We start from the raw sequence: 25,801 nt of genomic DNA, 5'->3' as shown, positions 1-25,801 counted from the left end.
CACTCCTTTTCAAAGAGTGCTAAAAAACATATAACCTAATAATGTTTCTAGTTTGATTACAGAAAGAAAGTCTTTATTAAAACATATAGTTGCTAATTTAATTGCGATCTTCCTTGCACCCAAGCAGCAATATCATTTATAACATACTCAGGAATATTAGCAGGACTATAATATTCATCCGGTTTACTTATTTCTCCATAACCTTCTGTAAAGAAATGATTTAACTTTGGATATAGTTGATAATCAACGTTATCTCGTTCTTTGAATTGTTCTTTCCAAAAAGGAATTTCGATTTTTGATTGAACTTGATAGTCTCTTTCTCCTTGAATAATAAAAAGCGATGTCTTTTGTTCTTTTGACATTTCTGCTGCTTTAATTTTTCGGATAGAATTCTTACTTCACAGAATTTTTTTGCTGTTTTCACTATATACTTACTATACAAATGAAAATATACAACGATACTAAATATACAAACTTTGCATAAAAAAATGATTTTATAGCCTCGTTTTAATATCCATGCCCACTTTGCCAACCACCGTGTCCGCCTTGCCAACCACTATGTCCACCTTGCCAGCCACCATGTCCGCCTTGCCAACCACCATGTCCGCCTTGCCAGCCACCATGTCCGCCTTGCCAACCACCGTGTCCGCCTTGCCAGCCACCATGTCCGCCCGGCCAACCACCGTGTCCACCTTGCCAACCACCGTGTCCGCCTTGCCAACCACCATGTCCGCCTTGCCAACCACCATGTCCACCCGGCCAACCACCGTGTCCGCCTTGCCACCAGCCTGCATAGCCTTGTCTCTGTGAGTTCATTCCTTCGCATCCCTTCTTATTAAAAATTCAAATACTGTAACTGGGTATTCTCTAAATATAATTATGTATCTCAAAAATAAATGTATCCGCAAACATCTCGATTATCGGTAAAGTAATTATCTAATAAAAAAAACATTTATTATTGCAAATCTAAGCTCTATTTTTTTTACTTTTTTTAAAAATTTTTTACTATTTTATTAGCATACTTTTTAGATTCAATTTCATCATAGTTACTTAGTATTACAACAGACAAATCATTACTTGGGATCATTTTTCAACATTACATCATAATCCATAGCTGTGCTTTAGTTATACAAGAAAAAACGATACTTCACTATTGAAGTATCGCAAAAAACCATTTGCTTACATTATTATGACTATAACACTATCCGGTATTAGTTACTCACCTAAAATTGCAACGGGGCTAAACGATTCATAATGAATCAATTCCTTTGGTACTTCCCATTTATGCAAAATCTTAATAATAGCTTCCATAAAAGGAAGAGAACCGCATATATAAAAATTTGCTTCCTTGGTAGCAATATTTCTCTGTTTAAACAAACTGCAAGTAACCACTCATCCTTAGAATGAGTGGTTACTCGGTATTTTTATATAAAGATCCATAAAAATCCATAAAAATAATGTCAGCATAAGAACCATCTTTGAACCTAATTTGGTTTATTTTCCTATCTTCGGTTTACACCACCCACCGACTCTCTAAAAGAAAAACTACTTTTACTCTTTCCTTTTATCGCTTTCAAACAATATACATTTTAATTATCATCACTTTACAATAACTCTGTGTATTTATCAAGGGATGTTTTTCAAAATAAAATATATTCATAATTAATTCACAAAATACATTTTCTAATATATATAAGGAGGTCTAATTTTATCTAGAAATGTTGTGTTTTGCATAAAAGCTATGAAGATATAAATAAAGTGAAACTTTAATCAGTGGGGGTTTTCTTCATCCCCCACTGATTATTAGCCCTCACCAATCGGACTTTTAGGGGCAGCCCGACCCCCACCTAACTTCTTTGCTTTCGCTGAATTTTGAGGTGGGGGGCGGGCTGCCCATTAAAGCGGGATAAAAAATAATACGATTTGCACGAAAAAATAACCATACAATGTTATCCCTCCTTTAAACACCTATTTAAGAAAAACTTAAGAAATTCACTTCTAAATTCATAAGAATTTTTTCCTATACTTAAAAATAAGTAATTTAACAAGAGGAGAAACGATCATGAAGAAATTTATAATTTGCATAATAGGAATAGGTCTTCCTATATACTTACTACCTTTCATATTACACGGGGATTTAGACAGATTTAATCCGATTGCTGAAGAAAAAAATGTATACGCCGTTGCGCAGGGGGATGGTGTTCCAGATTATCATTATAAAGGCCAGGCTATTTACTCACTAAAAAGTGTTGATGAATTAAGCAATGAGAAAGAATATAAAATAGGAACGAACACCCCTAATGATTTTATAAGAAAGACTTACTTAAAAATTCATGTAAAAGGAAAGTATGTGTATTCTTACGACGTTATTTCCGAAAAGGATATTCCGGAGAAAATCAGGAAGCAATTAGAGGTAGAAGTTAAATAAAAGAGCCTACTCTTATGAGCTGGCTCTTGATTACCTCTCCAACCTACCATTAGGATATTTTTGGGAAGGAGAATTCTTTTGATCAATTTATTAAATTCATTATCATTGTTTTAACAACCATTCTTCAATTACTTTCACTGTTTCATCTCGTTGGGCTTTTGGCGTAATTAAGCTCGCATTATCACCTTTTTGCTCACCATACATGCCAAAATGAGCATGGTTTCCGCCTTTTATCATGTGCATAGTTGTATTCTTTGACATGAACTTTTTATTGTTCTCTATTTTTTCTACAGTTGCTAAAGCATCTACTTCCCCATAAATTGATAACATCGGAATCGATTTCGTAGAGAAGTCATCTGCAGGATAAGAACCTAAGAAAATGATCCCGTCTACCTTGTCTTCATGTTGGAAGGCATACTTAGAAATCATAGCTCCCCCCATTGAATGCCCTGCAACATACCATTTTTGAACTTTAGGATACTGTTCCATTACACTGTCTACTGCATTGATTCCAAGTATCGCTAAATTTAATGGTAATTTAGGCATTACTACAAAGTGCCCATCTTTTGCAAGAGCTTCTCCTAAGTAACTATAAGCCTCAGCTTCTACTTTAGCTCCTTGATAAAAAATAACCCCTATTTTAGCATCTTTCTCTCCAAAAACGATATGATCTTCATCTTTTTTATCATCTATTAACGACAAAGCTTCTTTCGTTGGTTTGTATGTAAACTGAGACCAAGTTAAAAAAGTAATACTTCCTATAAGTAAAATACCTAGTAAAGAGTACAGCGTAATTTTTATCCATTTCTTCACAAAGGTGACCTCCCTAAGATGTATATATTCTATATTTCAGATTAACATTCATACACATAAAAACTCGAGCATTTTTATTATGCTCAAGTTTTTATTTACGCCTTTAATTTATACTATAAATGGTCCAAGATAAATATGTAGCAAATGCAGCCCATAAAAAATATGGAATTAGCAACCATGTCGATACTTTAGATAAATTGGAAGAAACCGCTATGAGAAGTAACGTAGTAATAGCGACTAGTAAACAATCTACTGTTGCTAAAAATAAATTTTTTTGGCTAAATTGAAAGTAGCTGAACGCTTGATTACATATGTAATTTAAAAGGAATATAAACCAAAATGTTTTTAGCTTACATCCATATTTGTTGTAAATAATTGTAACCGACAATGCAATAAGTCCATATAATACAGCCCAAATCATTCCGATTGTCATGCCAGAAGGTGTCCAAGACGGCTTTTCTAGCGCATCGTACCACATACGATCAATAGGAAATAAAATACTAGAAACATAAAACAAACCATACGTTAGTAAGAACAATATAATACTAGATTTTTTCATAAACATTCTCCTTTTTTAATAGAAGGTTTTAGAAACTCTATATGATTCGTATGGTCTTTCAATGAATACAACTTTAATATGTAAATAGACATTCTTATATTTTTCATTATAATCTTTACATATTCAATTCATATTAATTCGTTTATTTTATACAAATCCTTTCATACTTTTATATGCACAAAGCGCTCTCTCTCGTGCTACCTTGTGGTCAACAATCGGAAAAGGATATGTATTACCAAGCTGTATATTGGCCTCTTTTAAAATATGCTCAGGTGCTTCCCATGGTTTATGTATATATTTATTCGGTATATCGCTTAATTCTGGTACCCATTTTCTTATATACTCGCCATTTTTATCAAACTTTTCTCCTTGTGTGATCGGGTTAAAAATACGAAAGTATGGTGATGCATCCGCTCCACTTCCAGCAACCCATTGCCACCCCATTGTATTATTTGCAATATCAGCATCTAATAATGTATCCATAAACCATTTTGCCCCTTTTTGCCACGGAATTAACAAATGCTTTACAAGAAAAGAGGCCACAGCCATTCTTGCTCGGTTATGCATAAAACCTGTTTGCCATAGTTCCCGCATTCCCGCATCAATAAACGGATAACCAGTTTCACCCTTCTGCCATACTGTTAATAACTCCTCTTCATTATTCCACGGAAAATGTTCAAAGTTCTTATTAAGAGGTTTATATACTGTAAATGGATAATGATATAGCAAATAATAAGAAAATTCTCGCCAAATCAATTGACGTATAAAACTATTCACTTGTTGTTCAAAAAGACTACATTGTCTTTCCATACTTTTATTTATTAAGTAATGATATATTAGCTTTACTGATATTTGACCAAATGAAAGATAAGGTGCCAACATCGAATGAGCATTTTCATTTGGAAAATCTCTTCCTTCACTATAAGAGGCTAACTTGCTAGAGAAAAATCCCTTAAATATTTCGTATGCCCCTTCTTCTGTAGGCTCCCATATTGATTCCATATGAGATGTCCACGGTATAGTCGGCAGCAAATGTAATTCTGAAACAGATAAACTTGCTGGTAAAGAGCTTACTCCCTTTATACTCTGCACTTTACTAATAGGCTTAGGTATTTCCTGCTTTTGAAATGCATTGTAAAAAGGCGTAAACACCTTATATTCAGTGTTATCTTTCTTTTTAATAATCCACGGTTCTACTAATAAATGCGAATTAAATTCCTTACAAATAATACCTTTCTCTTCTAACATCATTTTCATTTTTTGATTAGATTGTAATCTGTCCGGATCATAACAAATATTCCAATATACAGCCGTTATACCTAACTGTTCTATGAGAGAAAGTATTTCTTCCTGTGTATTTCCTTTGCGAATTATTAAAGTAGAGCCCAATGCCTCAAGTTGCTTTTGGACATCTATTATAGCATGATGTAACCACCACTTTGACGCACTTCCTATTAAAAAAGTTTCATCTTGTACATATACCGGAACAACCTCACCAGACTGAACGGCTTCAAATAAAGCTGGGTTATCATATAAACGAAAATCTTTTTGAAACATAACAATAATTTTGTTTTGCATAACTATCCCTTCTAATTCTTAAAACATATTAAATTTTATTATATAACAGTAGTTTATACATAAGAATTTATTTGTCTTTAATAGATTAATTAACTTTTTCAACTATTTTATTAGTAGGAATTTTAACAACCGTTTCTTTTTCACCTGTTCTATCAATCATGAAACCATGAATTTTAATATCAGAAGGCACTAATGGATGATGACGAATCATATCTATACTCTTCTCAATATTTTCACTAACATTTTCTTGTCCACTTAGCCATGCATTCAGGCTACCACTTGAAAATTCAGGCATGCAATTTTTAAAGAGATAGTCTATTTCTCTGTTATTTTTTATGGAATCACGTTGAATTTGTAGATTAACTATATCAGTTTCTTTATCCTCTATTCCGACAACAATAATTTCTTCAACTTTTTCTTCATAAATAGCAATAATAACAGATCTCATTATATCTCCATAAGGATGTACAATTACAGAATCATAGCTGTGTATAGTCAACACGTTTTCTTGTTGAATGTTAGTTACTTGTTGGATAATCGGCTCTATTCCGTGTTCAATGTCTGTTAACAATAAAACCTTTTTATTCTTTGCATTCATATATAGCACTCCTTCTTCATGATTGTATTTATGAAACTTTTAAGCTAGTAACAATAATTCATTACATGATTGTTACCAGTTTTCCCACCGTCCCTCTGGATCCACACTTGCAAGTCTTACCCATCCATTTTGAACTTTTTCTCGAAATGTGAAATCATTATTTAGCAAACGTTCTATATTTTCAATAGGCGCTTGAATTACAATTAGTAAACGAAGTGGTGAGTGATACGCCTCACTATCTGACTGCATAACAGATTGCCAAGGTAAGCCTGGCAACAAGTCACTTGCATTCCCTTGCATAACACCGAGACCTGCCGTTACGGTTTGGGTTGTTTTGTTTCCACTACCATAATAATGTGGAGCTACAGTTGAAGCGTAATATTGTAAATTTATCCACTGCGCTACTGTTCCTGGCCCTGCAATGATGCTAGCTAATATATCGCCACTTTCATCCTGTTTCCAATCATAATTATGAAGGAAAGCCCTACCTTCTAAGTCACAATCCTGAGTTAATTCTCGTTGTCCGATAATAAAAGATGCATTACGGGCTAATCCCCATTCCGGACGTATTTCACTCCAATCTTCTGCAAATCGATGTGCCTCTTTACTCGGATTTTTTATTTTCGTTTTAAAATTAGGTAATTGTGTTAAACGCTCTCTATTTGCATCTTGACTGACATTTGGCATAATTGACTCAATACAATCAAATGCTTCTTGCGCAGTTTCCGAAAGTTCTGGGACATAAATCCATTCCAATTCATCCACTGTTGTTTTATGTTCAGCTGCTGCAAAAATGGTATCCTCCGGAATTTTAATACCTTCGGCAGACAACGCCTCTCTTACTTCTGGAAGATTACATAAAGTAGCAAAAACTCTTGCATTAAATCCTCCTGCTGCTCCGCCACAAGCACCACACTCAAGCGCTGCAGCATAAGGGTTGTTCGTACTTTGACTACTGTGCCCGCACATTACAACTAAAGGCGCGAATTTTTCTGTCAATCCCACCATTTTTAAAGCTTGACGCACATAGTTCACTTTTTCTTCTTTAGTAAAACCGATAGGTATCTCACATTTTGTATCATGAACATGATTAAGCGAAAATGTTGTATCGGGTTTTTGTAACATAGTTTTATGAAGATTACGAATGAAACTCCCTACTCTTCTTGGCACAAAACTCCTTGTCACCATTTGTAAACCAAGTAAAGGGCCACTTACCTCAGGTAGTAACATACTTGTCAGTACATTTTGTTTCATCGTTTTAAACGTATAACTTAATGAGCTGTCTATCTTCTTGCGTTGTTGATAAGATTTGCATTCATTTTCATCCGTGAGCTCTTTTATTTGATGTTTCGGTTTTAATATAACTGGCAAAGAAGGATGACTGTCATTACTACCTAGTTCACTAGTCGCAATTGGTAACCCAAAGAAACCAGCTATTCCAAACGTTTCAAACGGACCTAATTTTTCAAGGTGGCGACGAAACGGTTCTGAACGTACATCAATACAAAATGCTAATTGAGCTAATACACGCTTTTTATCATTAGTTGCACGTTGTTTAGAAGCAATCTTCTCCCTTAATTGCTCTGCATGCGTCTGTTCCCAAGCTTCTAGCCAAATTTTCCTGCGAATATTTTCATCAAAACGATAAGCAAATGCTAATAATTCGCTTTGTTCAGCTGCAGACATTTGTGACCATTCCAGGGTTGAAATATTCCCCCAGTAGATCCAAGAAGCTATAAGTGGGACAATCGCAACTTTTTTCTCAGCCTTTTGATTTTTTATAGGTAAATAAGATTTTACAAGGGCCAGCTCCATAGAAATTCGAACGGCTAAATATTCTATAACGAGTTCCTGCTCCTGAGTTGACTGTCGGGAACGCCATAATATCATTCCTGCCCACCCAGGCAAAGCAAGCAAGTGACCTTCAAGGTAAGCTTGCATGTTAGATTTAGAAATTCCTAATTCAGATAAAGCTCTTGTTAAAGCTATCTCGGCATCCTCTGGCCAATCTTTTAAAACGCTACGCTCATTTTTACTGAGCGCCGGATCAAATGTAATAAGGTGATGCCATGCACGATACAAACCTTTCTCTCGATTTGGCATCGTCCAACTTGACCCGGAGTCATCCAAATATAATTTACACCATTTAATGATGTGATAATTAAGAATATCAAATAGGTTGTCACCCTTTTGATTCTCTATAAGTGAACTTATTGGTTGCATAGAAGAGTCTTTCATACTTCCTGTATTTATATAACTCATTTCTTCTGCCAGTTTATTTAATTGTGGCGATGATAATAAACTAGAAGGTAATTTCTCTAATTTTAAAGCTGCTTGACAAAACTGCTCCGCTTTCTTTCGCGGGATATGAAAAGATTGTGAATCAAGCCAACGAGACAAGCCACTTTGTAAAAATGATTCCTTAATCTCCCCTTTCGCCTTTGCCGAATGAATCATAGTAGCACTAGGATATATATCCACATTACGAGTTTCTTTTAACCAATCTGCAACTTGTTCAAATGATTGCTTTTCAAGTCCCATCCAAGGGTGATGAGCTGCAAATGTAGCAATCGGCCAAAGTGGTGCAATCACTCGGCTAGCAGATTCAACTAAATCATTCATATTCTTTTCTTGTACTTCAATGTTTGTATCTTTCTTTCTTAAGGTTTCTTTCGTTACGATTGACGGTATGCTCATCACTGATTACCTCCCTTTGATACATAATGTTTCAGATAGCTTGGATGACTTTCTACTGACTTTTGTCTCGCCTCACCTACTCGAACGAACCAAAGATACATTACAGCAAATATAGTAGAGGATTGATTACGAGTAACGAGAGTACTAATAGCACTACCAAATAATAAGAGACATATAACAAAAATAACGGCTGAAGCTGAAGGTTGAACATTTTGATACATGTCAGTATGCAACCATTTATAAAGAGAATTATGAACGGTAAAGTAAATGAGAGAAAATCCAACTAAAATAAATACGCCAACAATTCGTCCCATTCTTCCCTCTCCAAAAACAACAAGTTGTTTCCATGAAAAGTATAATGACCACCCTAAGATGAACGCACTAACTAATTCATACCCTTCTCCAGAAGTCGTAAACCAAAAAGCAATCGCTATACATAATCCGAAAACACGTCCGACCATAATCCATAAATTAGATATCTTTTCATTAGACTGCTTCACTGCCCCAAAACGTTGCATTGAAGAACCAGCTTGTAAAAACAGTGTAGCTTTAAACAAACCATGTAAAATTAAATGAATAACAGCCGCCAAATAGGCTCCTAATGCGCATTGAATAAGCATAAACCCCATTTGTGCAATAGTTGACCCCACTAGCTGACGTTTATAATCAACTTGAACTAGGCTAATTCCTGTTCCGATTAAGACAGAAATACTAGAGAAAATTAGTAAAATGATTTGTGCCATATCATCATGAAAAAGAGGTGAAAATCTAGTTAACATGATACCGCCAGCATTTACTAACCCCGCATGCATAATAGCAGAAACAGGCGTTGGAGCAACAGCTGACTCAATTAACCATCTTTGAAAAGGCCATTGTGCTGCTGGAATCATCACAGCTAATATAATGAATAAGTTAATTCCTGTTTTCTCCAATGTTCCATATTGAGCTACATTTTCATTCGTTAAAACTGATGTTAACTGCCACTGTCCAGTGACTTGAAAAAGCCAAATGATAGCTGCTAGCAAGGCAATCCAGCTTATTGTAAATAAATAACTAGAAATTTTTGTTGCTTCACTAACTACTTTCCACCCTTTATTTAGCCCTATGAGTAGAACCAATCCTATAAGAGTTGCTCCCCAACAAATAATCATGAAACGAAGATCATCACTTAACCATGCAACTGAAGATACACCTGTAGTACATGTAAAAAGTGCAAAGTATTTTCGATATGAGCGATCTCCCAGTAAGTAACGTATAGAAAAACGCTGAATGATTAGACCAATTGTAAGAACAAAGAAAGCCATGAACCAAGCTAAAGTATCTAGATGCCAAGGACCCACAACTCTATCTCCATTGTGATTAACAAGTGCGAGTAAAGAAACCAATGAAGGCAAAGCAGCGATACCGATATGGATATGAACAAAACGTAAAGGTATCCTTGCATGTAAAAACAATAATCCACTTAGCCAAGAAGCGCTAAGCGCCATAAAAAATAATGTTAACAGTGTCGATGAACTCAGCGAAATTAACATGTATAATACTCCCTTTCCAACGAAAATAAACTGTAAAAATTCCTTTTAATTACGATAGTTTTTTAATTTCAATTTTCATTCACTCTTTTTAGTACATCGTTTTTTCCCATAAAAAAAACCGACAACTTCCATAATTCAATGATTTTATATCATCATTGAATTATGGAGATTGTCGGTTTCCCTTCAACTAACTTCAATAAAGTTTTTTGAAGAGCTCCCATTTTATAGAGGATAATAATGTATGTATTACTCCTGTTAAAAAGAAAAGTATCTTTCTGATCTCCTAGATTGTGCAATCAATATATCAATTTATGTTATACGCTATCTTTTCATTAAGAAACTTTTTCATTTAGTCAATATTACATATTAAAAAAATGCTAAAGCCTTAATTATAGCAAACTGTTAAAATGAGCATCTATCAATTTTTTAAAACAATTATAAGATAAACCATATTAAGCAGTTTGTCAATTTCTTTATCAGTTTTTTAAGAGTTATTTGAATTACGATTTATTATATCTAAATAACTTCAAGTTTTTTAATTATTCGCATGTTAATAAAGTTAAATAAAGTGCAAAACTTGTAGGCTTCTTAATCCTCCCACTACATTTTTAGTTTATCTTCCACTAACCTTAAGTTGTTTTTTATTTTTAAAATTTTTCCTCAAGATTATGAAGCAATTTAAAAATCATTACTCGTTCGCCTGTACGGGAGCTTATATCCGTATGAAAGCTTTTCACTTTCTCTCCAGTTAATTCTAGTATAATCTCTTTAAGATCTTCAATTCCAGATTCAACTAACTCCGAACGATTTTTCTTTATCGTTAACATACCGTCTTTTGTTTCGCAAACAGTATATTCAGCCGGCGTTAAAATACCTTGTAAATTTACGATAATCATATCCCGTAATATATCTGTCTTAACTGATATAGACCCGCGTCCTAAGTAGTCCTTTTCCCAGTGAGTAATTGCTTTGCTTATCTCTGATTCAATAGAGCCTTTTGAGCTTCTCATCTATGTATCCTCCCTCAATAAAATAAATTTACAATAACAATATAATAATCTGGATTGATTTTATTTTCAATTATTGAGAAGAATTTATTGGGATTGTTGTAAAGTATCCTTTCATATCATAGTGATTTTTTATATTACAATATAGATTTTTTGATCATTCCCAACAAGATACTCTTACCATAAAGGCTCTGTTGCATAGATTTCTAAAAAGGTCATTGTGGGGGGAGTTGTATTTTCTTAGCTTGATAGCGATGGGGCAGGACCCCTGTACGTTAAGAGATTAGGTTGTATATTTGAGGAGATGTACGAGACAGGTGTGAATTTAGGGTAATCTAATATTTTCCACTCAAATATGATAGAATAGAAGTATATCCAAAACGGAGGAATAACAAATGAACTCAAACACAAAACAGTTTATTTATGATATCCAGCAACGAAAGAACAATTATATAGAGAATGCTTTAATAGCAATACAACACCCTAAAAAAGAGCAATCTGAACAGGTCATTCAAAATATAGTAGAGAAGATGGATATGATGATTAGTCTAGTTACTACGTACATGAGGATTGAATCTGGATCTACGAAAGAATTAAAAGAACTTCAGAAAGAAATTATCCATGCTCAAGCATATATCCAAAAACGAAAATTTGAAGAAACACAGAGATAAAACCCTGTGTTTTTATTTGATGCTCTATGACGCTAATCTGTTATAAATCAAATTACATGTAATTTGATTATTGTTTTGGCATAATCCATACAATTTGTTGAATGCGTACAATATATGGTACCGTATCTTCAATGAGCAAATGATCAGGTTTCACATCCTTTAATTTACCTCTTATATTTCCTCTTACAGTTTCAATAACCACATGTTTACCAATTATTGATTGTAATGTCTGATATACATAGGGATTAGGCACACTTACCATATGTTGTTCACTCAAGTCATTTCCTTTCGAATAACTCATTCTATAAGACTCCTTTCTAACTTGCATTCTTTCTACTAATATATGATATAAATCTTATAAATATGCTAGAAGGATAATTCATTATATGAACGGAAATAACATTTTAATAAGATACGGTTTCTATTCCTAAATTGCTAAAAAATTATTTATATAAAGTTACTTTTACTAGTTAATAGGTGATTATATAGGGATATTTTGAATGTACATCTAGGTTGTTCCTTTCAGCATATGTATCATTTTAAATACGCCCTTTATTAGAATAGTACTCATACTTTTTTTGAGATTCTTTCGTAATACGTGCGTTAAGTAAAATTGCTAACAATAAAAACACTCCATATTTTCCTCCTGTAGCTCCTATGATAATCACACTACTACAAACAAGTATAATTAATAGGATAAACGAAACTAAATAAATACGGTCATAATTCTTTGACATCTTCTCGTATTTTATGCGTTCTTTCCTTGCATCCATCTAAATTCCTCCTTTAAATAATCCATTTCACTCTCAAATAAATCTAGCCCTTAAGAAGGAAACAATCTATCGTTTTAAATAGTTAGTTTGTTTTTTATCAACTAATTTATATAACGTAAAAAGAAATCCTACCAATATTAAGCTCTCCACCATGATAATCCCGACCCTCTCCTTTCTTTTAATCCCAACAAATCAGATAAAAGTTATGTATATCCCATATTAGCTGCAACAAGCAAAAAGGATCCCCCTTCTCTTAAAGGCCGATCCTTTTCTCCTTGTATGCAACTATTTTTACCTATTCTTGATTAATTAGAATAATAGCTGGTCCATCTACACGAATTCCACCAACTTCGATTTTTTCATAAGACTCAACTGTAATAGAGATGATCCCTTCTCGCTTCTTTAATTCATTACTTAATTCTTTTGTTAACATTTTTTTCATGTGTGTACTCCTTCTTACTGCTTAATTTACTATTGGTATGTAAATAAAATTTAAATTGGTTTCCTGGTCTGGAAACCAATTTTTTTGTAGTTGACCATATGGTGTTACCAGTTCGTTTATCAATTTTACGTAAAGAAGATAAACAATTACTATTCACCGTCTCAGTAGATATAAGACACTCTTAAAGATAGTGGTGAGATTGATTGTTTTTTCTTCTAGAAATAATGACTTAGATAGTATATTACCTAAAACAATGAAAGCCCTACCTCTCTTTCATCCTTACGGCTCCTTGTCCGTGCCAGTGTGAATCAGGATTGTAAAAATCAAGTGACTATTTAATCGAGTTATTTGATGAAACTTCAAACGTTCGTAAAAGAAATTTAAAAATAAAAATGGATTAGATTGAAGTAGTAACAAAAGAGGTATCTACTCTAAAAGTGAGTTGAAGAAATTGAATATCTTTGAAATACTTTCCTTTTAATAATCAACGTATACCCAGAAAATTCAGGATATTTCCGAGGGATGTCATACAGTATTTATAATAAATCTCAACAGAAACTTTTTATTTGTTTTTCAGTGATTCCTTTAATTAATTCTAGCTCACTGACCAAAAATTTATATGCATCATCCAACAATTTTTTTTCGCTTGTATTCAGTGCTTTTTCCTTCTTTATACGGATTAAATCACGTATAACTTCAGCACCTTCTTGTATTTCACCCGTTTTTATTTTATCTGTGTTTACTTTATACCTTTGTTTCCAAGGCATTAATTCGCCTGATTCTCCATGCTGAAAAATGTGTATAATGCGCGTTAATGTAAGTATATCAATAACTGGGCGTATATTCGAACTCAATATTTTTCCCTTAGGAATCATGATTTGCATATTACTAATGGACATTTTTATGACATAATAAAGTTGCTTTTTCCCTGAGAACTCTTTTTCTTCTATGGCTTCAATTATACCTGCTCCGTGCATTGGATAAACAATGTTATCGCCAATTTGAAACATATAACCCACCTCCATATGTGGTAACCTTCTCAAGCTTAACACATATGTTATTTTTTATCAAATATTTAATAATATCATGAGTTTATTTTTGGTGTCAATAACTTTTTTCTTCGGAAGTTAAATTAAGGAAAACAGCCGTAAAATAATAGAGAGCGTTCTAGATTTCGAATAAAAGAAAAGGGAATTCCCACGCGTATATTCTGAAATCTCTACTCATTAACGTAGATCAGTTTTTCCTTGAAAACGGCCAAATCGATCCCGTATTTTTTTCAATCTTATATGATACTCCAAAATCTCAATTCTTGCTTTTTCTGCTAGAGGAGCAATTGGTCGTAAGTCTTTTAACCCCCAATACTCAACCACTACATCAAGTACTTGATCAAAATATTGTAGTGGCCCATAGTTTGCTTCTTTTGCAATCACAGCCATTCTATTTTCAAAATCAGGCATGACGGCACCTGGCATTTTAAAATTCCTAATCACATTGGCAATATGGTAGCAATAATTTGGTTCCAATTCTAAATGTGTTCGAATAACGTCTCGATAAAACGCATAATGAAGTGTTTCATCTTTTGCAAGACGGCGTAATAATGTAGCAAGATCTGGATCATGCTTACTTGCCACCTTAGCTACATTATTGTAAAACACCATTGTTGCAAGTTCTTGTAGTGTCGTATACGTCATGGCTTCGATTGGTGTATGAAAATCAGGCTCAAATCCACACTCAACGACTGATTTTCTTAATTCATGTATACGTTTAGGATTTACACTTCGAGTGAGTAGTAAATATGTCTCTAATAGATTCGAATGTTGATCCTCTTCTGAGGTCCAAGTATGAATAAAGTCTGTAATAACAGAAAGGGAACCTTTAAAAGTCGCAGATAAATACGTTGTAAACCATGGTAAATTCACTTCTGTTAATAAAGCTGTTTCAATGGCCGTAATTACACCAGAAGGGAGAGTAACTTGACTTTCATCCCAAGGAACTCTTTTAAAGTCCATTCCCTTATCCCATGGTAAAAACTCATGATAGCCCCAGTCTATCTTCTGCGCTCTTATTTTATGTTGTTCATACAGTTTTTTTAAACGTGGTTCTAATCGGAAATCTAAATCATTTGTTAGCATATAAGTGCCCCCTTTTCTTACCATGAATATTCAGCTTATTTTTATCTCTAAAAATTTTCTACAAATAAATATTACTTTCCTTTTTTTAAATCAAACATAACAAACTTGTAACAAAACTCTTTAAGAGTGCTATATTTTCATAGGATTTTTTTATCAAAAGAGGGACCGTTACATCTATTTTCTTTTTTATAAAATAGATATTGAGGCAAACAATATGTTAGTTAGTCAAAATAAAAACTAACCTCAGTAAATACAGAATAACATTCATGGATAAAGATACTCGTCATGTTGTAAATTTTGGTGAGTGTAAAAAGGTGCATGCCTATAAAGAATCGTTTTATAATAAAGAATGATAGTGTTTTATATACACTATCAACTTATTTAGACGTAAGATTATAATCCAATATATTAGATTAAGCGCTTGAAAAAAATATAGTTGATGAGATAGCCTTAAACGACAATTCCCAACAAGCTTAATGCACATTGGCTATGATGAGTTAGACCAAATTTTGTGAAACAGTATACAAAAAAGGGGAAGAGGCGATAAACATGCAGTCAACGGAAGCGCATATGAAGGAAAAACAACGTAGAGAAAAAATAGAAATTATATTTAGTCACAGGGTAAAAGGAGAGAATTTTTTTCACGGTTCTTCCTATCAATGGAAAAACATTGTATATCAAAATTATAATAGGATACAACAAAAAGAGTTGGAAATTGAACAACTCATTTCGAAAATGGAAAAAGAAGGGATCCGTTTTACGCAGCACCGTTCACTCATACATTATCCCGTCATTGATTTCGTAAAATATATAGCTAAGATTTATAAGGAGCCCCTCGAAATAAAATAATCATATTTATAAAAGGTTTATTTCCGGGGGGTTTTTTAACTTAAAACCAGGGGTACCGCCCCATTTCCATCAAGATAAAGTTTTATAACACCCCCAAAACGAATTTTTTAGGTTTTATTGTGAAAAAAGCCTATTTATCGTTTTGGGGGTGACCTGTTTTCTTAGGTTGATGGGATACCGCCATCAACCTAAGATTACCCAAAGATCTAATATTGGTCCTAAAGCCATGCCATTGCTTCTCCACGACGAGATCGTGGAATACATCAATCACAGCCTTTTCTATCGAACTTGTAGCAACTGCCCAGCTGATTCCATTGAGAATATGTAAAATCACTAAGCATATAGCCCCTGTTATCCAAGTATAAAAATACATTGTCTTTACAAATAATACTCAAACATTTTTGCAACCTTTTCTTTTATTTTTTCTTTTATAGATAATTGGTTGACGTCAGAGGATGTTACTTGCTTTGAATTTTGTAAGTCTGCATTAATCACTGGTTTTATTCTCGAAATATAGATAGGGTCATGAATATAACAGTTCATTTCTTCATTTAAATGAAACGAGCGTGAATCAAAATTCACGGTCCCAACCATCAATACTTTTTCATCAATCAAAAATACTTTACCGTGTAACACCCCATTTTTATAACCATATACTTCCATCCCCTGTTTTAATGCTTTTCGGATATATGGATATGCTGCTTCTTTAACTAATAGTGCATCCGAATGAGGTGAGAATAGAATTTTGACACGGACTCCCCTCTTTCTTGCATCTACTAATGCGTTCCAAATAGTTCTGTCTTTTGGTATAAAATAAGGTGTTAATATAATAATGGATTCTTTTGCTTGTTGAAACAGCATTTTATAATCTTGCCCAATTTTTTCTCCGCTATAATATGCAGTAAATCGTTGCGAGGTTGCTCCCTTTTCCTTTACCGCATTGTGTATCGGAATCGGTTTCTCTGAGTTTCTCTTCCAGTCTAATACAAATTGTTGTTCTAAATCTTGAACTCCTTCTCCTCGTATTTGAAGATGATAATCTCTCCAATAACCAAGTTTTTCTTTTTCCCCTAAATACTTCTTTCCGATGTTGAATCCGCCAATGTAACCAACCTTTCCATCAATAACTGAAATACGACGATGATTCCGATGATCCAAAGAAGAAAAAAGATAAGGGAAAGCAGGTTTATTGTAATATGTAAAATGAACTCCTTTTTTAACTAATAATTCTCTTTCCTTTTTCTTTAGTAAAATTCCACCTAACCTGTCCAAAGCATAGTATACTTCTACACCTTCTTGACTTTTTTTCCGTAATAACTCTAGAAACTGATGGCTTACTTTATCATCAGCAATAGAAAAAAAGTTAACATGCACGTAATGCTTTGCTTTCTCTATATCTGAGAATAGTTGATTGTTTAACGGTTTCCCATCTGTATACAAAGTAATATCACTTTGACGCATAGGGTATTGACTAGAATTCTGGCTAAATACCCCATTTTTTTCGGCTATCGTTCTGTCAATTTCACCCCAAACAAACAGAACTAAACATCCACCGATAAATAAAAAGAGGAATACTCGAAAAATTCTTCCTATCTTTTTCAGCATATTGAATCTCCTTTATATATTATCGTTTTATTTCTGTTAGTTTTTGTTATTGGGACAAAACTATTCCATGCATCTATTAGCTAAAAAAAGCCTTCTTTGAATGATTAACTATAAAATTTCTCATTCGCATAACCCTAAAATTGGAATTCGTACGACGATAACAAAATAGGCACTCTATATTTTGAAGTACATTTACAAGGAGGAATACTACATGACAGTAAGTACTAAACTTAAACAAATATAAAAATCATTCCTCTAACCTTTATCTCAACTAAACTATTAAATAGTGTAGATTTATAAAAGAGTTTAATCATTATTAAAGAAATACAAAAATAAAAACCCTAATCTCTCCATATTAAAATTGAGAAATTGGGGTTAATTTATTTCATCATATTTTTATTTAAAACAAATAACTAATTAATAATCCTGCTGATAATAAGAAACCAAAAATCGTATTTGTCATCGCTGTTGATTTCATTGCGATGCGCATATACCCTGGATCCTTTGCTCCTTTTTGGAAACTTTGAATGGCAGAGATTGGTTTTCTCAAACCTAGGAACATAACTAATGCCCAAGGGCTTATATAACCCATCAATACAATCACCGCGATCCATAAATAAGCAATGAAAAAGGCTACAGCTAATGTTACTATTGCTTTTTCTCTCCCAAGGAGGATTACTAATGTCTTTCTTCCTCCTTTAATATCCTCTTCGATATCTCGGATGTTATTAGACATGTTAATTGCACCGACTAAAATTCCAATTGGAATGGAAATCAATACACTTTCAATTGTTATCGTATTCGTTTGAATAAAGAAAGCGATGAGTACAAAACATGTCCCCATTAACAATCCAGAAACTAATTCTCCAAATGGAGTGTACGCAATTGGTAATGGACCACCTGTATATAAATAGCCAACCGCCATCCCAATTAAACCAATGACGACTAACCACCAACTGCTATTCATACAAATATAAACTCCAATAATTGCTGCTACTACATACAATAAAAGCGCAACTGTTAACACATTTTTTGGTTTCAATCCGTGACGGACAATTCCACCACCGATGCCAACAGAATCAGCGGTATCTAATCCACGTTTGAAATCATAATACTCATTAAATAAGTTCGTCGCTATTTGCAATGCTAAACATGCAACCATCATTGCAATAAATAAAAGCCAATGAATTTCGGCAACATAAAGCGATGCCACTGTCCCTAAAATTACAGGAGAAAATGTCGCCGTTAATGTATGCGGGCGCGTCATCTTCCATATTAATTTAGCGGAACTAATTTCTTTTTCATTCCCCATAACTCTGTTCAATCTCCGATACGATAAACTTAACTAAATCTATACAATTCAATCAAATTTATCTCGTTCAACTAAGGGCGCAATTCCTTAGCCAGTTCTCTTATGAACTTCTCATGTTTTCACATGAGCGCAGACTATATGTTTATCTACTTAAAGATAGAGGATTTTTCCACCACCATAGGCTTGTGATGTACTCTCGTCAGTTATACGAGATAGTCGTTGAACGTTCATCTTATCCATTTTGACTTAGATGATTCGAGGCGGAAGACCCATTGTTCTAGTGTTTAGGATTTAACCTTGCACCATCTGATTGATTTTTTCTGCTTTCGCAACATTCACGCTCGCTATTTCTAGCCACGTTGTAGTTCAATCAGCTTTAGGGATTGCCCGCAGTTAACCCTCACTACTAGCCAATCACTTGACTAGCAGGGCTTGCTGATATATTTAATTAACTTTCGTTATAATTGGTTAAATAAATCGTAACAGTTAGTTACCCTACATTTAAGTATAAATTACTAGCAGTATCTTTCTATCTATTTCCTGCTTCACATCTATTATATCAAAAAAAGAATTGGCGATAGAACTTTAATGCTCTTGCTTACACCATAACTTTGCATCGAAATATCGTTTTTTCTAATATGGGGTGGTACTCCTAATACCCCATATTAGAAAAAGAAGAGTTCGAATCCTTTAACGTACAGGGCGTTCCATATATCATTGTAAAAGATCATGAAAATAACATTCAAAAATTAATTCTTGGATTCAGCACTCAATCATTAGAAGAGGCTATTTTATAATAATCATCCCCAAAAAAGAAACGAACAAAAATGTTCGTTTCTTTTTTATGGTGCTTAATGCTCAAGAAAACTTATAACCGCATAAGTATATAGAACGACTAGAGCAAAGGCACATATTCCCATAATTATAATCGCTAGTGCGCTTTTCTCTTGTCTAAACCCCATAATTCCAAGAATAAATGCACTCAACATTGTTACCTTAAGCATTGTAGCAAGGTTGGGAATTGAATATCTACTCAACCAGGTAGAGAAACTTACAATTACAGAAAAAGAGAACAAAGTTAGAACAATAGATAATATATTAATGTGCTTCCCATACTTCAGTTGCATTTCGCTAACCTCTTTTCATTAGTGAATAATAGGTAGGTGACTATATTTTTATTTTATTCTAAATTTTCTTTAAAATATAGAACAAAAAGAAAAGGTTGTCCCAAAAAGTCGCTAAATAGTTACTTTTGGCAACCTCTTTTCTTTATTTTTTACTTTCCTCTAGTTTAGAGATACTTGTTTCTTTTTCAGGTAACGTATCAAGAAAATCCGTTGCTCAAATGCGAACAACGGACCTTCTTTATTTGAACCAATGTAAAACATCCTCGGCAATCTCTTCCGGTCTATCCCAATGCATTAAGTGCCCTGTATCTGTATAAAGCTTAGTCGTAATATCAATATGCTTCCTAAATTCTGCAATTTGCAATTCCCTTATTTCTAAATAATTATGTGGGAGATCACAATACAATAATAAAATATCATTTTTAATTTTATGCGATTTCAATGTTTTATACACCGTATATTGAAACTTAATTACACTTCTAGCCGTATCGCCAGTAGCATGCCATTTCACTTTATTAGCTTCTTCTCGCATTAAGTCATAAACCGCACGTTCTATTAATGGTGACCATCTACTGTAAACCATTTTTTCTGATTGGATGAACGCTTCTTTACTGTCAAAAATATATTCATCAAAATCTTTTTCGTAATTTGTAATTTCTTCCTCTAATGATCGCGGTGGACACTCTCCTTCTTCCGCATCTTTATATAGATTCGCAAAATAATCCGCATTCATTTTACCATGATGATAACCACCATCTAACAATACCATTTTATTCACTTTTTCTGGACATTCTGCTGCATAGTGAAGCGCAACGCTTGCTCCCCATGAATGTGCTACTATATGAAATGTTTCTTTCCCTATCCCCTCAAGTAACGCTACTACCCAATTTGTTAAATGGGATGCACCGTAATCTTCATCCTTCCCAAAACTTGGTGTTTTCCCATGTCCAGGTAGATCAAACGATACAATATGATAGTTATCTTTTAAAAGTTCCGCTATTTCGATAAAACTTAATTTTGTACTTCCTAAACCATGAAAACAAATGATTTGAGGATTACTTTTATCTCCCCATTCACAAACACTTGCTTCATATTCACCAAATTCTACAAAAAAGTGATTCATTTTTAATCTCCTCTAATTATTGGATGTAAATTAGTTTGAATACAAAATTGTTTTTTCAGAATAAATAAATTCTACAAATGTATCCAAATCCCTTTTTCGCAAATAATTTTTATAGAATACGAGAGTTAGAAAGCACCAAACGCTTATCATTTAAGTTAATGGTTAGATTACATCTTCACGCCTATGAAATTAATATAGTTTAATAATTGTACTATACGTTTATCATATGTGTGATTTCTCAAAGTTCTATCCAGTCCATTTTTTGCTATTTGTTTTCTTTCTTGTACATGTTCCAAATAATACTCTGCTTTTTGTATAAACTCCCGTGCACTATTAAACGTTTCTATTTCAACACCAGGTATGTAATGCTTCGCTACATCTGGTCGTATATCAGTTAATTGAAAAGAACCTACGGCATTAATTTCAAACGTCCTATTATTTACTGAATAGGCTTGGATATTTGCAGCATTACAATTCAATTCCTGATCATTTGGTGAACGGTGTAAATTTATATTGATTTTAGTTGATACGTAAAATTGTAACGCATCTTCATACTTTGCAAGTGGCAAAATTTGTATTTTATCCTTTAACCTTTCGTAATTCTTTAACTTCTCCCAACCGAATCCCACAATTTTTATGTTTTTTTCTGCTAAATACCCTGAAATAGAATCAACAAAGGTAAGTCTATTTTCAAATGCTGTGCCTATAAAACTAAGATCATACTTATATGTATCTTCTTTCTGAGAAGGTTTAAACACATCTTGATTTGCTGCTAACGGAAGATGAAACACATTATTACATCCTAACGCTCTATAAAACTTGATACAATTTAAATCTTGTGTAAATATGTAATCATAATACGGCACAAGATGTTGTGTTACATCCGTATAATACGGATCATCTGTCAGCCAAAGTCCAGTAGTAAAACCTGCACTCTTTAGTACTGGCATGACACTAATAATTCCCTCGTTTAAACCACCGAGTACCAAAATAAAATCCGGTTTCATTTTTAATGCGGTTTCTATCGCTCGTTCCGGGTTTACCATAATTGTATTACTGTTTACCTTTTGTAAACTATTCAAAATTGCTTCTTCGATCATTGGATAATAAAAAGGAATGCCTGATTGAATAAATAAAATTTTCTTAGGCGTATTGTCTTTCATGTCATCTCCCCTATTTCTACATAATCAAAGTGCACGAAAATTAGCAGTCTTTATTTTTCATAACATCTTCTTTTACATGTATAAGCACCGTTTATGTCCATTATGTTGCACTTCCCCTCATTTTACAGGCTAACGAGATTTTGGAAGCTGTTACGAAGGGATTAAGATTAGGTTATATTCAGCCCAATTATTAAACATAGAAAATGAATACGTAAAAAAAGAGCCTGCTCGTATGAGTTGGCTCTTTCTCTTTTACAATATCTAATACACTCTACAGCAAAAAACATGGTTAAGATCAAATTATTTCCAAACAACACCTCGCCGCTCATATTCCATTCTATATTCAACAGCAGCTGCAATTTTAGGACTTGCGAATCTTTCCGTGATCCAAAGTCCTAAATCAACTCCTGAAGTAACTCCTCTTGCGTTAATAACATTCCCTTGATCCACAATTCTGTAAGGAAGCAGTTCTGCTCCATATTCACTCATTTCATTCTGCGCCAAATGATGCATTGTCGCCTTTTTATCATTCAATATACCGGATGCAGCTAGTAACATACCTCCAGTACAAACTCCAGCAACGATCGTTCCTTCATTGTGCATCTCTCTAATTATTTTAGTCAAAGTACCAAGTTCAGCTTGCTTTCGCGCCCCCTGCTCAGCTTTATGATTCCAGCCTCCACCAGGTACAATTAACAAATCTGGGCGATTATCCATTCGTAAAAAATCATGTAGTTTAACCGTCACTCCAAATGAAGTAGTAACTTCTTGTTTCGGTTCACTTGCTACGAGTTCAACCGTAAACGGAGCCCCTTCTTCTATCGCTCTTTTCAATACTTCAAAAGGTGCAAAAGAGACAAGCTCTCCAAAACCATCAAACAATACAATTTGTATTTTCATTTTTTGAACACCTCATATACTTTCTTTTTCGCATCCAAAATTAGAAGAATAAATGTTATCTACAAATTAACAATGAAGATAGTCTCTCTCCTCTCACTCTATAAACTTCCAAATGTTTTTCCAATTCCCTCTCATCACTTATTACAAGTAGCGTTTTCTTCACAAAGTTCCAATTTAAACTACCGGATAACCATAATAATGAAGAAAGTCTTTTATAATCATTTGATGTTAAAATATTATGGGCCTTATACCCTTCTAAAAATGCTCTAGCAATTTCCGCACATACTACATGTGACTCTATTCCTTCCTTTCGGGAATACCACTTTAATAAAAAGGCTAACCCTTCCATACGATCTACATATCCAATCGATTCAAAATCTACAATCCCTTTTACACATTGATTTGAATCCCAAATGATATTTAAAGGATTTAAATCAGTTTGTACAATAAACTCCAAATCACTCGTATGTGCGCATTCTATATGATACTTAGCGAGCTCTATATACCCCCGCAATTCCTTGCATGTACCACCTTTATTGTCTAATAGCTTTATAAACTCACCATATCCATCTAAATGAGATTTCTTTTGAAAAATCGGGCTTTGAAACGTACTAGAAATATCATGTATCTTTCTTGCTTCCTTTCCAAAGACTTCTGCCATCGTTTCTGTACAATGAGTAATATGTTCCCCTTCAATCCAAGTAGACAATACAAACCGGTACTGTTCGTCATTCCAAGTGAGTAATGTAAAGCAATCCCCCGCCATATTCTCCTTAATTTGCATAAACGGAATTCCATGCTCTCGTAAATAATACGTAAACCGTACTTGCTCTTTCAATTGTTCATTTGATAACATCCCAAAGGCCGGATTGCTTGTTCGATCGCTATTTATAAACCGTGCGGAATATCGATTTCCATTTACGATGATTTTATAATGCAAATCTGTATGCCAACTGTTTTTATGTAGTTCTTCTTCCACTATTAGTGAATGAATTTCTTTAAAGTAGTTTATTAATATGTCTTTTATTATTTGTTTCATCCTATTTTCCTTTCATGTGAAAACCCTCGATGATAGTTTTTTAACATACACTTCATTTACTCAAAAGGAAAATAATAACCTACATAATTAAACACATTTGTAAAACCTACATTTTCTACAACGGCCACAGAAGGTTTATTTATTTCCATGCAGTCCCAATATGGAATAATATTATTCTCCAAACATTCTTTTACGACACTATGAGCTATCGTTTGAGCTAATTTTCTCCCTTGGTGATCTTCTATCGTTTCAATATCTATGCAATGTATATTGTCAAAGACGAACCCCGAAAAACAAACACTTACAATCATGTTTTCAAAAACTATGCAATAGCCTATTCCCTCGTTAAAAAATTCATCAGGTGAGGACCAAAACTCTAAAATTTTTGATTGTAAAAACTCAATATTCTTCAATACATCCCCTTGATTTTCATAGAGAGCTTTACTCATTTTTATCACTGTATACCCTTGTTCCATTTTAGGTTCATGATTCCCCTCATAATCCTCTTCCTTTAGCGTATACACTCTTTGATTCCAACTCTTTAATTTACGATATTGAAATATTTTTTCGATTGTTTTATTCCACTTTGAATGATTACCAATTGCTTCAAAGCAATTTAGTCCAGCCCTTCTCGCCTCAGGTTCTATCACATTATCAATAAAACTATTCATTTCATTATTAAACTTTTCATTTTCTGCACTTCCTATAAAAAAGAAGCCATCATTATTCCCTAACCAAATAAGTCCTGATTTAGGAGAATAGATGTTATCTACAAATAAACGACCAGGATTCAATCCTGCAATTACAGCCTTTACTTCTTATTGCCCTTTTTCATTTAGTAAACTGTTACATTTATAATAATCATCCTTTTTCAATTCAGAAATCATATGTTACGCCCCTCCCTGAAACTGCTCTATTCTAACTTTACCATCATGACAGAATATTCTCTATTCATTTTAATAGTTGCTTTAAATCAATAAAAAAGAGCCAATCTCCTATACGATAGAAGATTGACTCTTTATTTTACTCCCCTGTTTCAGAAAATCTCTTTATACGTTCTCCAATTTCATCGCGAACACGTTGAAATTCAGACCATTCTTTTCCTGCTGGGTCATCAAATCCCCAGTGAACACGATTTACGTGCGGAGGTGTCGAAGGACAAACAGAATCTGCATGACTACAAAGGGTAACGACTAAATCAGCATTATTTAAAATGTTTGAATCAATTATATCTGATGTTTGATTCGTTATATCAATATTTACTTCATTCATCGCTTTAATAGCATTTGGATTTACTCCGTGTGCTTCGATTCCTGCAGAATATACATTCCACTTATCACCTACATATTGTTTGCCCCATGCTTCTGCCATTTGGCTTCGGCATGAATTTCCTGTGCATAAGAAATAGATTGTCTTTTTGTTTTCCATGTTGTTTTCCGCCTTTGTTTTT

The 25,801-nt window shown here is 33.7% G+C and carries 26 protein-coding genes and 1 pseudogene; 3 read left to right on the top strand and 24 right to left on the bottom strand.

Features of this window, described 5'->3' with window-relative positions; genetic code table 11:
- Positions 1–92 precede the first annotated feature (92 nt).
- From AC1Q8N_RS00755 to AC1Q8N_RS00745, 3 genes and pseudogenes are all read right to left on the bottom strand, one after another.
- A pseudogene (locus AC1Q8N_RS00755) lies at positions 93–392 on the bottom strand (alpha/beta hydrolase); the annotation flags it as partial.
- Between the two features lie 115 nt (positions 393–507).
- The gene (locus tag AC1Q8N_RS00750) at positions 508–816 is read right to left on the bottom strand and encodes a hypothetical protein (RefSeq protein WP_098079394.1); all 309 of its coding nucleotides are present in this window, start codon (positions 814–816) and stop codon (positions 508–510) included.
- Between the two features lie 399 nt (positions 817–1,215).
- On the bottom strand, positions 1,216–1,311 hold the full coding sequence (locus tag AC1Q8N_RS00745) for a flavoprotein (RefSeq protein ID WP_239660868.1): 96 nt from the start codon (positions 1,309–1,311) through the stop codon (positions 1,216–1,218).
- A gap of 751 nt (positions 1,312–2,062) precedes the next feature.
- Between AC1Q8N_RS00745 and AC1Q8N_RS00740 the strand changes: the two genes are divergently transcribed.
- Positions 2,063–2,428, top strand: coding sequence for a YxeA family protein (locus AC1Q8N_RS00740; RefSeq protein WP_098080426.1), 366 nt, complete (start codon positions 2,063–2,065; stop codon positions 2,426–2,428).
- A gap of 102 nt (positions 2,429–2,530) precedes the next feature.
- On the opposite strand, the gene AC1Q8N_RS00735 is transcribed toward AC1Q8N_RS00740, so the two are convergent.
- From AC1Q8N_RS00735 to AC1Q8N_RS00705, 7 genes are all read right to left on the bottom strand, one after another.
- Positions 2,531–3,241, bottom strand: a complete 711-nt coding sequence (locus AC1Q8N_RS00735) for an alpha/beta hydrolase (protein ID WP_493520998.1) — start codon at positions 3,239–3,241, stop codon at positions 2,531–2,533.
- A gap of 103 nt (positions 3,242–3,344) precedes the next feature.
- Positions 3,345–3,800, bottom strand: a complete 456-nt coding sequence (locus AC1Q8N_RS00730) for a TspO/MBR family protein (RefSeq protein WP_493520997.1) — start codon at positions 3,798–3,800, stop codon at positions 3,345–3,347.
- Positions 3,801–3,947: 147 nt separating this feature from the next.
- Positions 3,948–5,378 carry a cryptochrome/photolyase family protein gene (locus tag AC1Q8N_RS00725; protein ID WP_493520996.1) on the bottom strand — a complete coding sequence of 477 codons (1,431 nt, stop codon included), beginning with the start codon at positions 5,376–5,378 and terminating at the stop codon, positions 3,948–3,950.
- Between the two features lie 85 nt (positions 5,379–5,463).
- Entirely contained in the window at positions 5,464–5,976 is a 513-nt protein-coding gene (locus tag AC1Q8N_RS00720) for a carbonic anhydrase (RefSeq protein ID WP_493520995.1), read from the bottom strand.
- 72 nt (positions 5,977–6,048) lie between these two features.
- Entirely contained in the window at positions 6,049–8,673 is a 2,625-nt protein-coding gene (locus AC1Q8N_RS00715; RefSeq protein WP_493520994.1) for a DUF2309 domain-containing protein, read from the bottom strand.
- Complete coding sequence (locus AC1Q8N_RS00710; protein ID WP_493520993.1) at positions 8,673–10,205, bottom strand: NADH dehydrogenase subunit 5; 1,533 nt, start codon at positions 10,203–10,205, stop codon at positions 8,673–8,675. The genes AC1Q8N_RS00715 and AC1Q8N_RS00710 overlap by 1 nt, the downstream gene beginning before the upstream one ends.
- Before the next feature lie 647 nt (positions 10,206–10,852).
- Positions 10,853–11,215, bottom strand: a complete 363-nt coding sequence (locus AC1Q8N_RS00705; RefSeq protein WP_098222080.1) for a Na-translocating system protein MpsC family protein — start codon at positions 11,213–11,215, stop codon at positions 10,853–10,855.
- 392 nt (positions 11,216–11,607) lie between these two features.
- Here AC1Q8N_RS00705 and AC1Q8N_RS00700 point away from each other — a divergent pair, with 392 nt between their 5' ends.
- Positions 11,608–11,883 (top strand): hypothetical protein, encoded by a 276-nt coding sequence (locus AC1Q8N_RS00700; RefSeq protein ID WP_001087713.1) that lies wholly within the window; start codon positions 11,608–11,610, stop codon positions 11,881–11,883.
- Positions 11,884–11,950: 67 nt separating this feature from the next.
- Here AC1Q8N_RS00700 and AC1Q8N_RS00695 read toward each other — a convergent pair whose 3' ends face one another.
- The 5 genes from AC1Q8N_RS00695 to AC1Q8N_RS00675 all read right to left on the bottom strand — a co-directional run bounded on the left by AC1Q8N_RS00695 (position 11,951) and on the right by AC1Q8N_RS00675 (position 15,233).
- Complete coding sequence (locus tag AC1Q8N_RS00695; protein ID WP_098048389.1) at positions 11,951–12,184, bottom strand: YuzF family protein; 234 nt, start codon at positions 12,182–12,184, stop codon at positions 11,951–11,953.
- A 238-nt stretch (positions 12,185–12,422) separates the two neighbouring features.
- Positions 12,423–12,656 carry a hypothetical protein gene (locus tag AC1Q8N_RS00690; RefSeq protein ID WP_098048388.1) on the bottom strand — a complete coding sequence of 78 codons (234 nt, stop codon included), beginning with the start codon at positions 12,654–12,656 and terminating at the stop codon, positions 12,423–12,425.
- 295 nt (positions 12,657–12,951) lie between these two features.
- Positions 12,952–13,098 (bottom strand): BC1881 family protein, encoded by a 147-nt coding sequence (locus tag AC1Q8N_RS00685; protein ID WP_000738548.1) that lies wholly within the window; start codon positions 13,096–13,098, stop codon positions 12,952–12,954.
- A 548-nt stretch (positions 13,099–13,646) separates the two neighbouring features.
- Positions 13,647–14,108, bottom strand: coding sequence for a CarD family transcriptional regulator (locus AC1Q8N_RS00680; RefSeq protein ID WP_000486298.1), 462 nt, complete (start codon positions 14,106–14,108; stop codon positions 13,647–13,649).
- Between the two features lie 216 nt (positions 14,109–14,324).
- Positions 14,325–15,233: an acyl-ACP desaturase gene (locus tag AC1Q8N_RS00675; protein WP_075308995.1), complete on the bottom strand. Its 909-nt coding sequence runs from the start codon at positions 15,231–15,233 to the stop codon at positions 14,325–14,327.
- A gap of 549 nt (positions 15,234–15,782) precedes the next feature.
- Between AC1Q8N_RS00675 and AC1Q8N_RS00670 the strand changes: the two genes are divergently transcribed.
- Positions 15,783–16,082, top strand: coding sequence for a hypothetical protein (locus AC1Q8N_RS00670; protein WP_001191994.1), 300 nt, complete (start codon positions 15,783–15,785; stop codon positions 16,080–16,082).
- 378 nt (positions 16,083–16,460) lie between these two features.
- Here AC1Q8N_RS00670 and AC1Q8N_RS00665 read toward each other — a convergent pair whose 3' ends face one another.
- The 9 genes from AC1Q8N_RS00665 to arsC form a co-directional block, all read right to left on the bottom strand.
- Positions 16,461–17,687: a phospholipase D-like domain-containing protein gene (locus AC1Q8N_RS00665; RefSeq protein WP_048543702.1), complete on the bottom strand. Its 1,227-nt coding sequence runs from the start codon at positions 17,685–17,687 to the stop codon at positions 16,461–16,463.
- Positions 17,688–18,087: 400 nt separating this feature from the next.
- The gene (menA, locus tag AC1Q8N_RS00660; protein WP_098152481.1) at positions 18,088–18,999 is read right to left on the bottom strand and encodes a 1,4-dihydroxy-2-naphthoate polyprenyltransferase; all 912 of its coding nucleotides are present in this window, start codon (positions 18,997–18,999) and stop codon (positions 18,088–18,090) included.
- Positions 19,000–19,850: 851 nt separating this feature from the next.
- On the bottom strand, positions 19,851–20,126 hold the full coding sequence (locus AC1Q8N_RS00655) for a hypothetical protein (RefSeq protein WP_098080440.1): 276 nt from the start codon (positions 20,124–20,126) through the stop codon (positions 19,851–19,853).
- Between the two features lie 238 nt (positions 20,127–20,364).
- Positions 20,365–21,249: an alpha/beta hydrolase gene (locus AC1Q8N_RS00650; protein WP_048543691.1), complete on the bottom strand. Its 885-nt coding sequence runs from the start codon at positions 21,247–21,249 to the stop codon at positions 20,365–20,367.
- A 167-nt stretch (positions 21,250–21,416) separates the two neighbouring features.
- Positions 21,417–22,412: a CgeB family protein gene (locus tag AC1Q8N_RS00645; protein WP_098848173.1), complete on the bottom strand. Its 996-nt coding sequence runs from the start codon at positions 22,410–22,412 to the stop codon at positions 21,417–21,419.
- A gap of 300 nt (positions 22,413–22,712) precedes the next feature.
- Entirely contained in the window at positions 22,713–23,312 is a 600-nt protein-coding gene (locus tag AC1Q8N_RS00640; protein WP_098080528.1) for a DJ-1/PfpI family protein, read from the bottom strand.
- Between the two features lie 55 nt (positions 23,313–23,367).
- Positions 23,368–24,351 (bottom strand): phosphotransferase enzyme family protein, encoded by a 984-nt coding sequence (locus AC1Q8N_RS00635; protein WP_098080526.1) that lies wholly within the window; start codon positions 24,349–24,351, stop codon positions 23,368–23,370.
- A gap of 56 nt (positions 24,352–24,407) precedes the next feature.
- A complete protein-coding gene (locus tag AC1Q8N_RS00630; RefSeq protein WP_493521136.1) occupies positions 24,408–25,154 on the bottom strand; it encodes a GNAT family N-acetyltransferase in 747 nt (248 codons plus the stop codon).
- Between the two features lie 220 nt (positions 25,155–25,374).
- A complete protein-coding gene (gene arsC / locus AC1Q8N_RS00625; RefSeq protein ID WP_097843177.1) occupies positions 25,375–25,779 on the bottom strand; it encodes an arsenate reductase (thioredoxin) in 405 nt (134 codons plus the stop codon).
- Positions 25,780–25,801: the final 22 nt, after the last annotated feature.

Source organism: Bacillus sp. GW823-FHT06B01 (assembly GCF_058952315.1).
The sequence above is the reverse complement of the archived record's forward strand: the minus strand, read 5'-3'. Positions and strand labels throughout refer to the sequence as shown.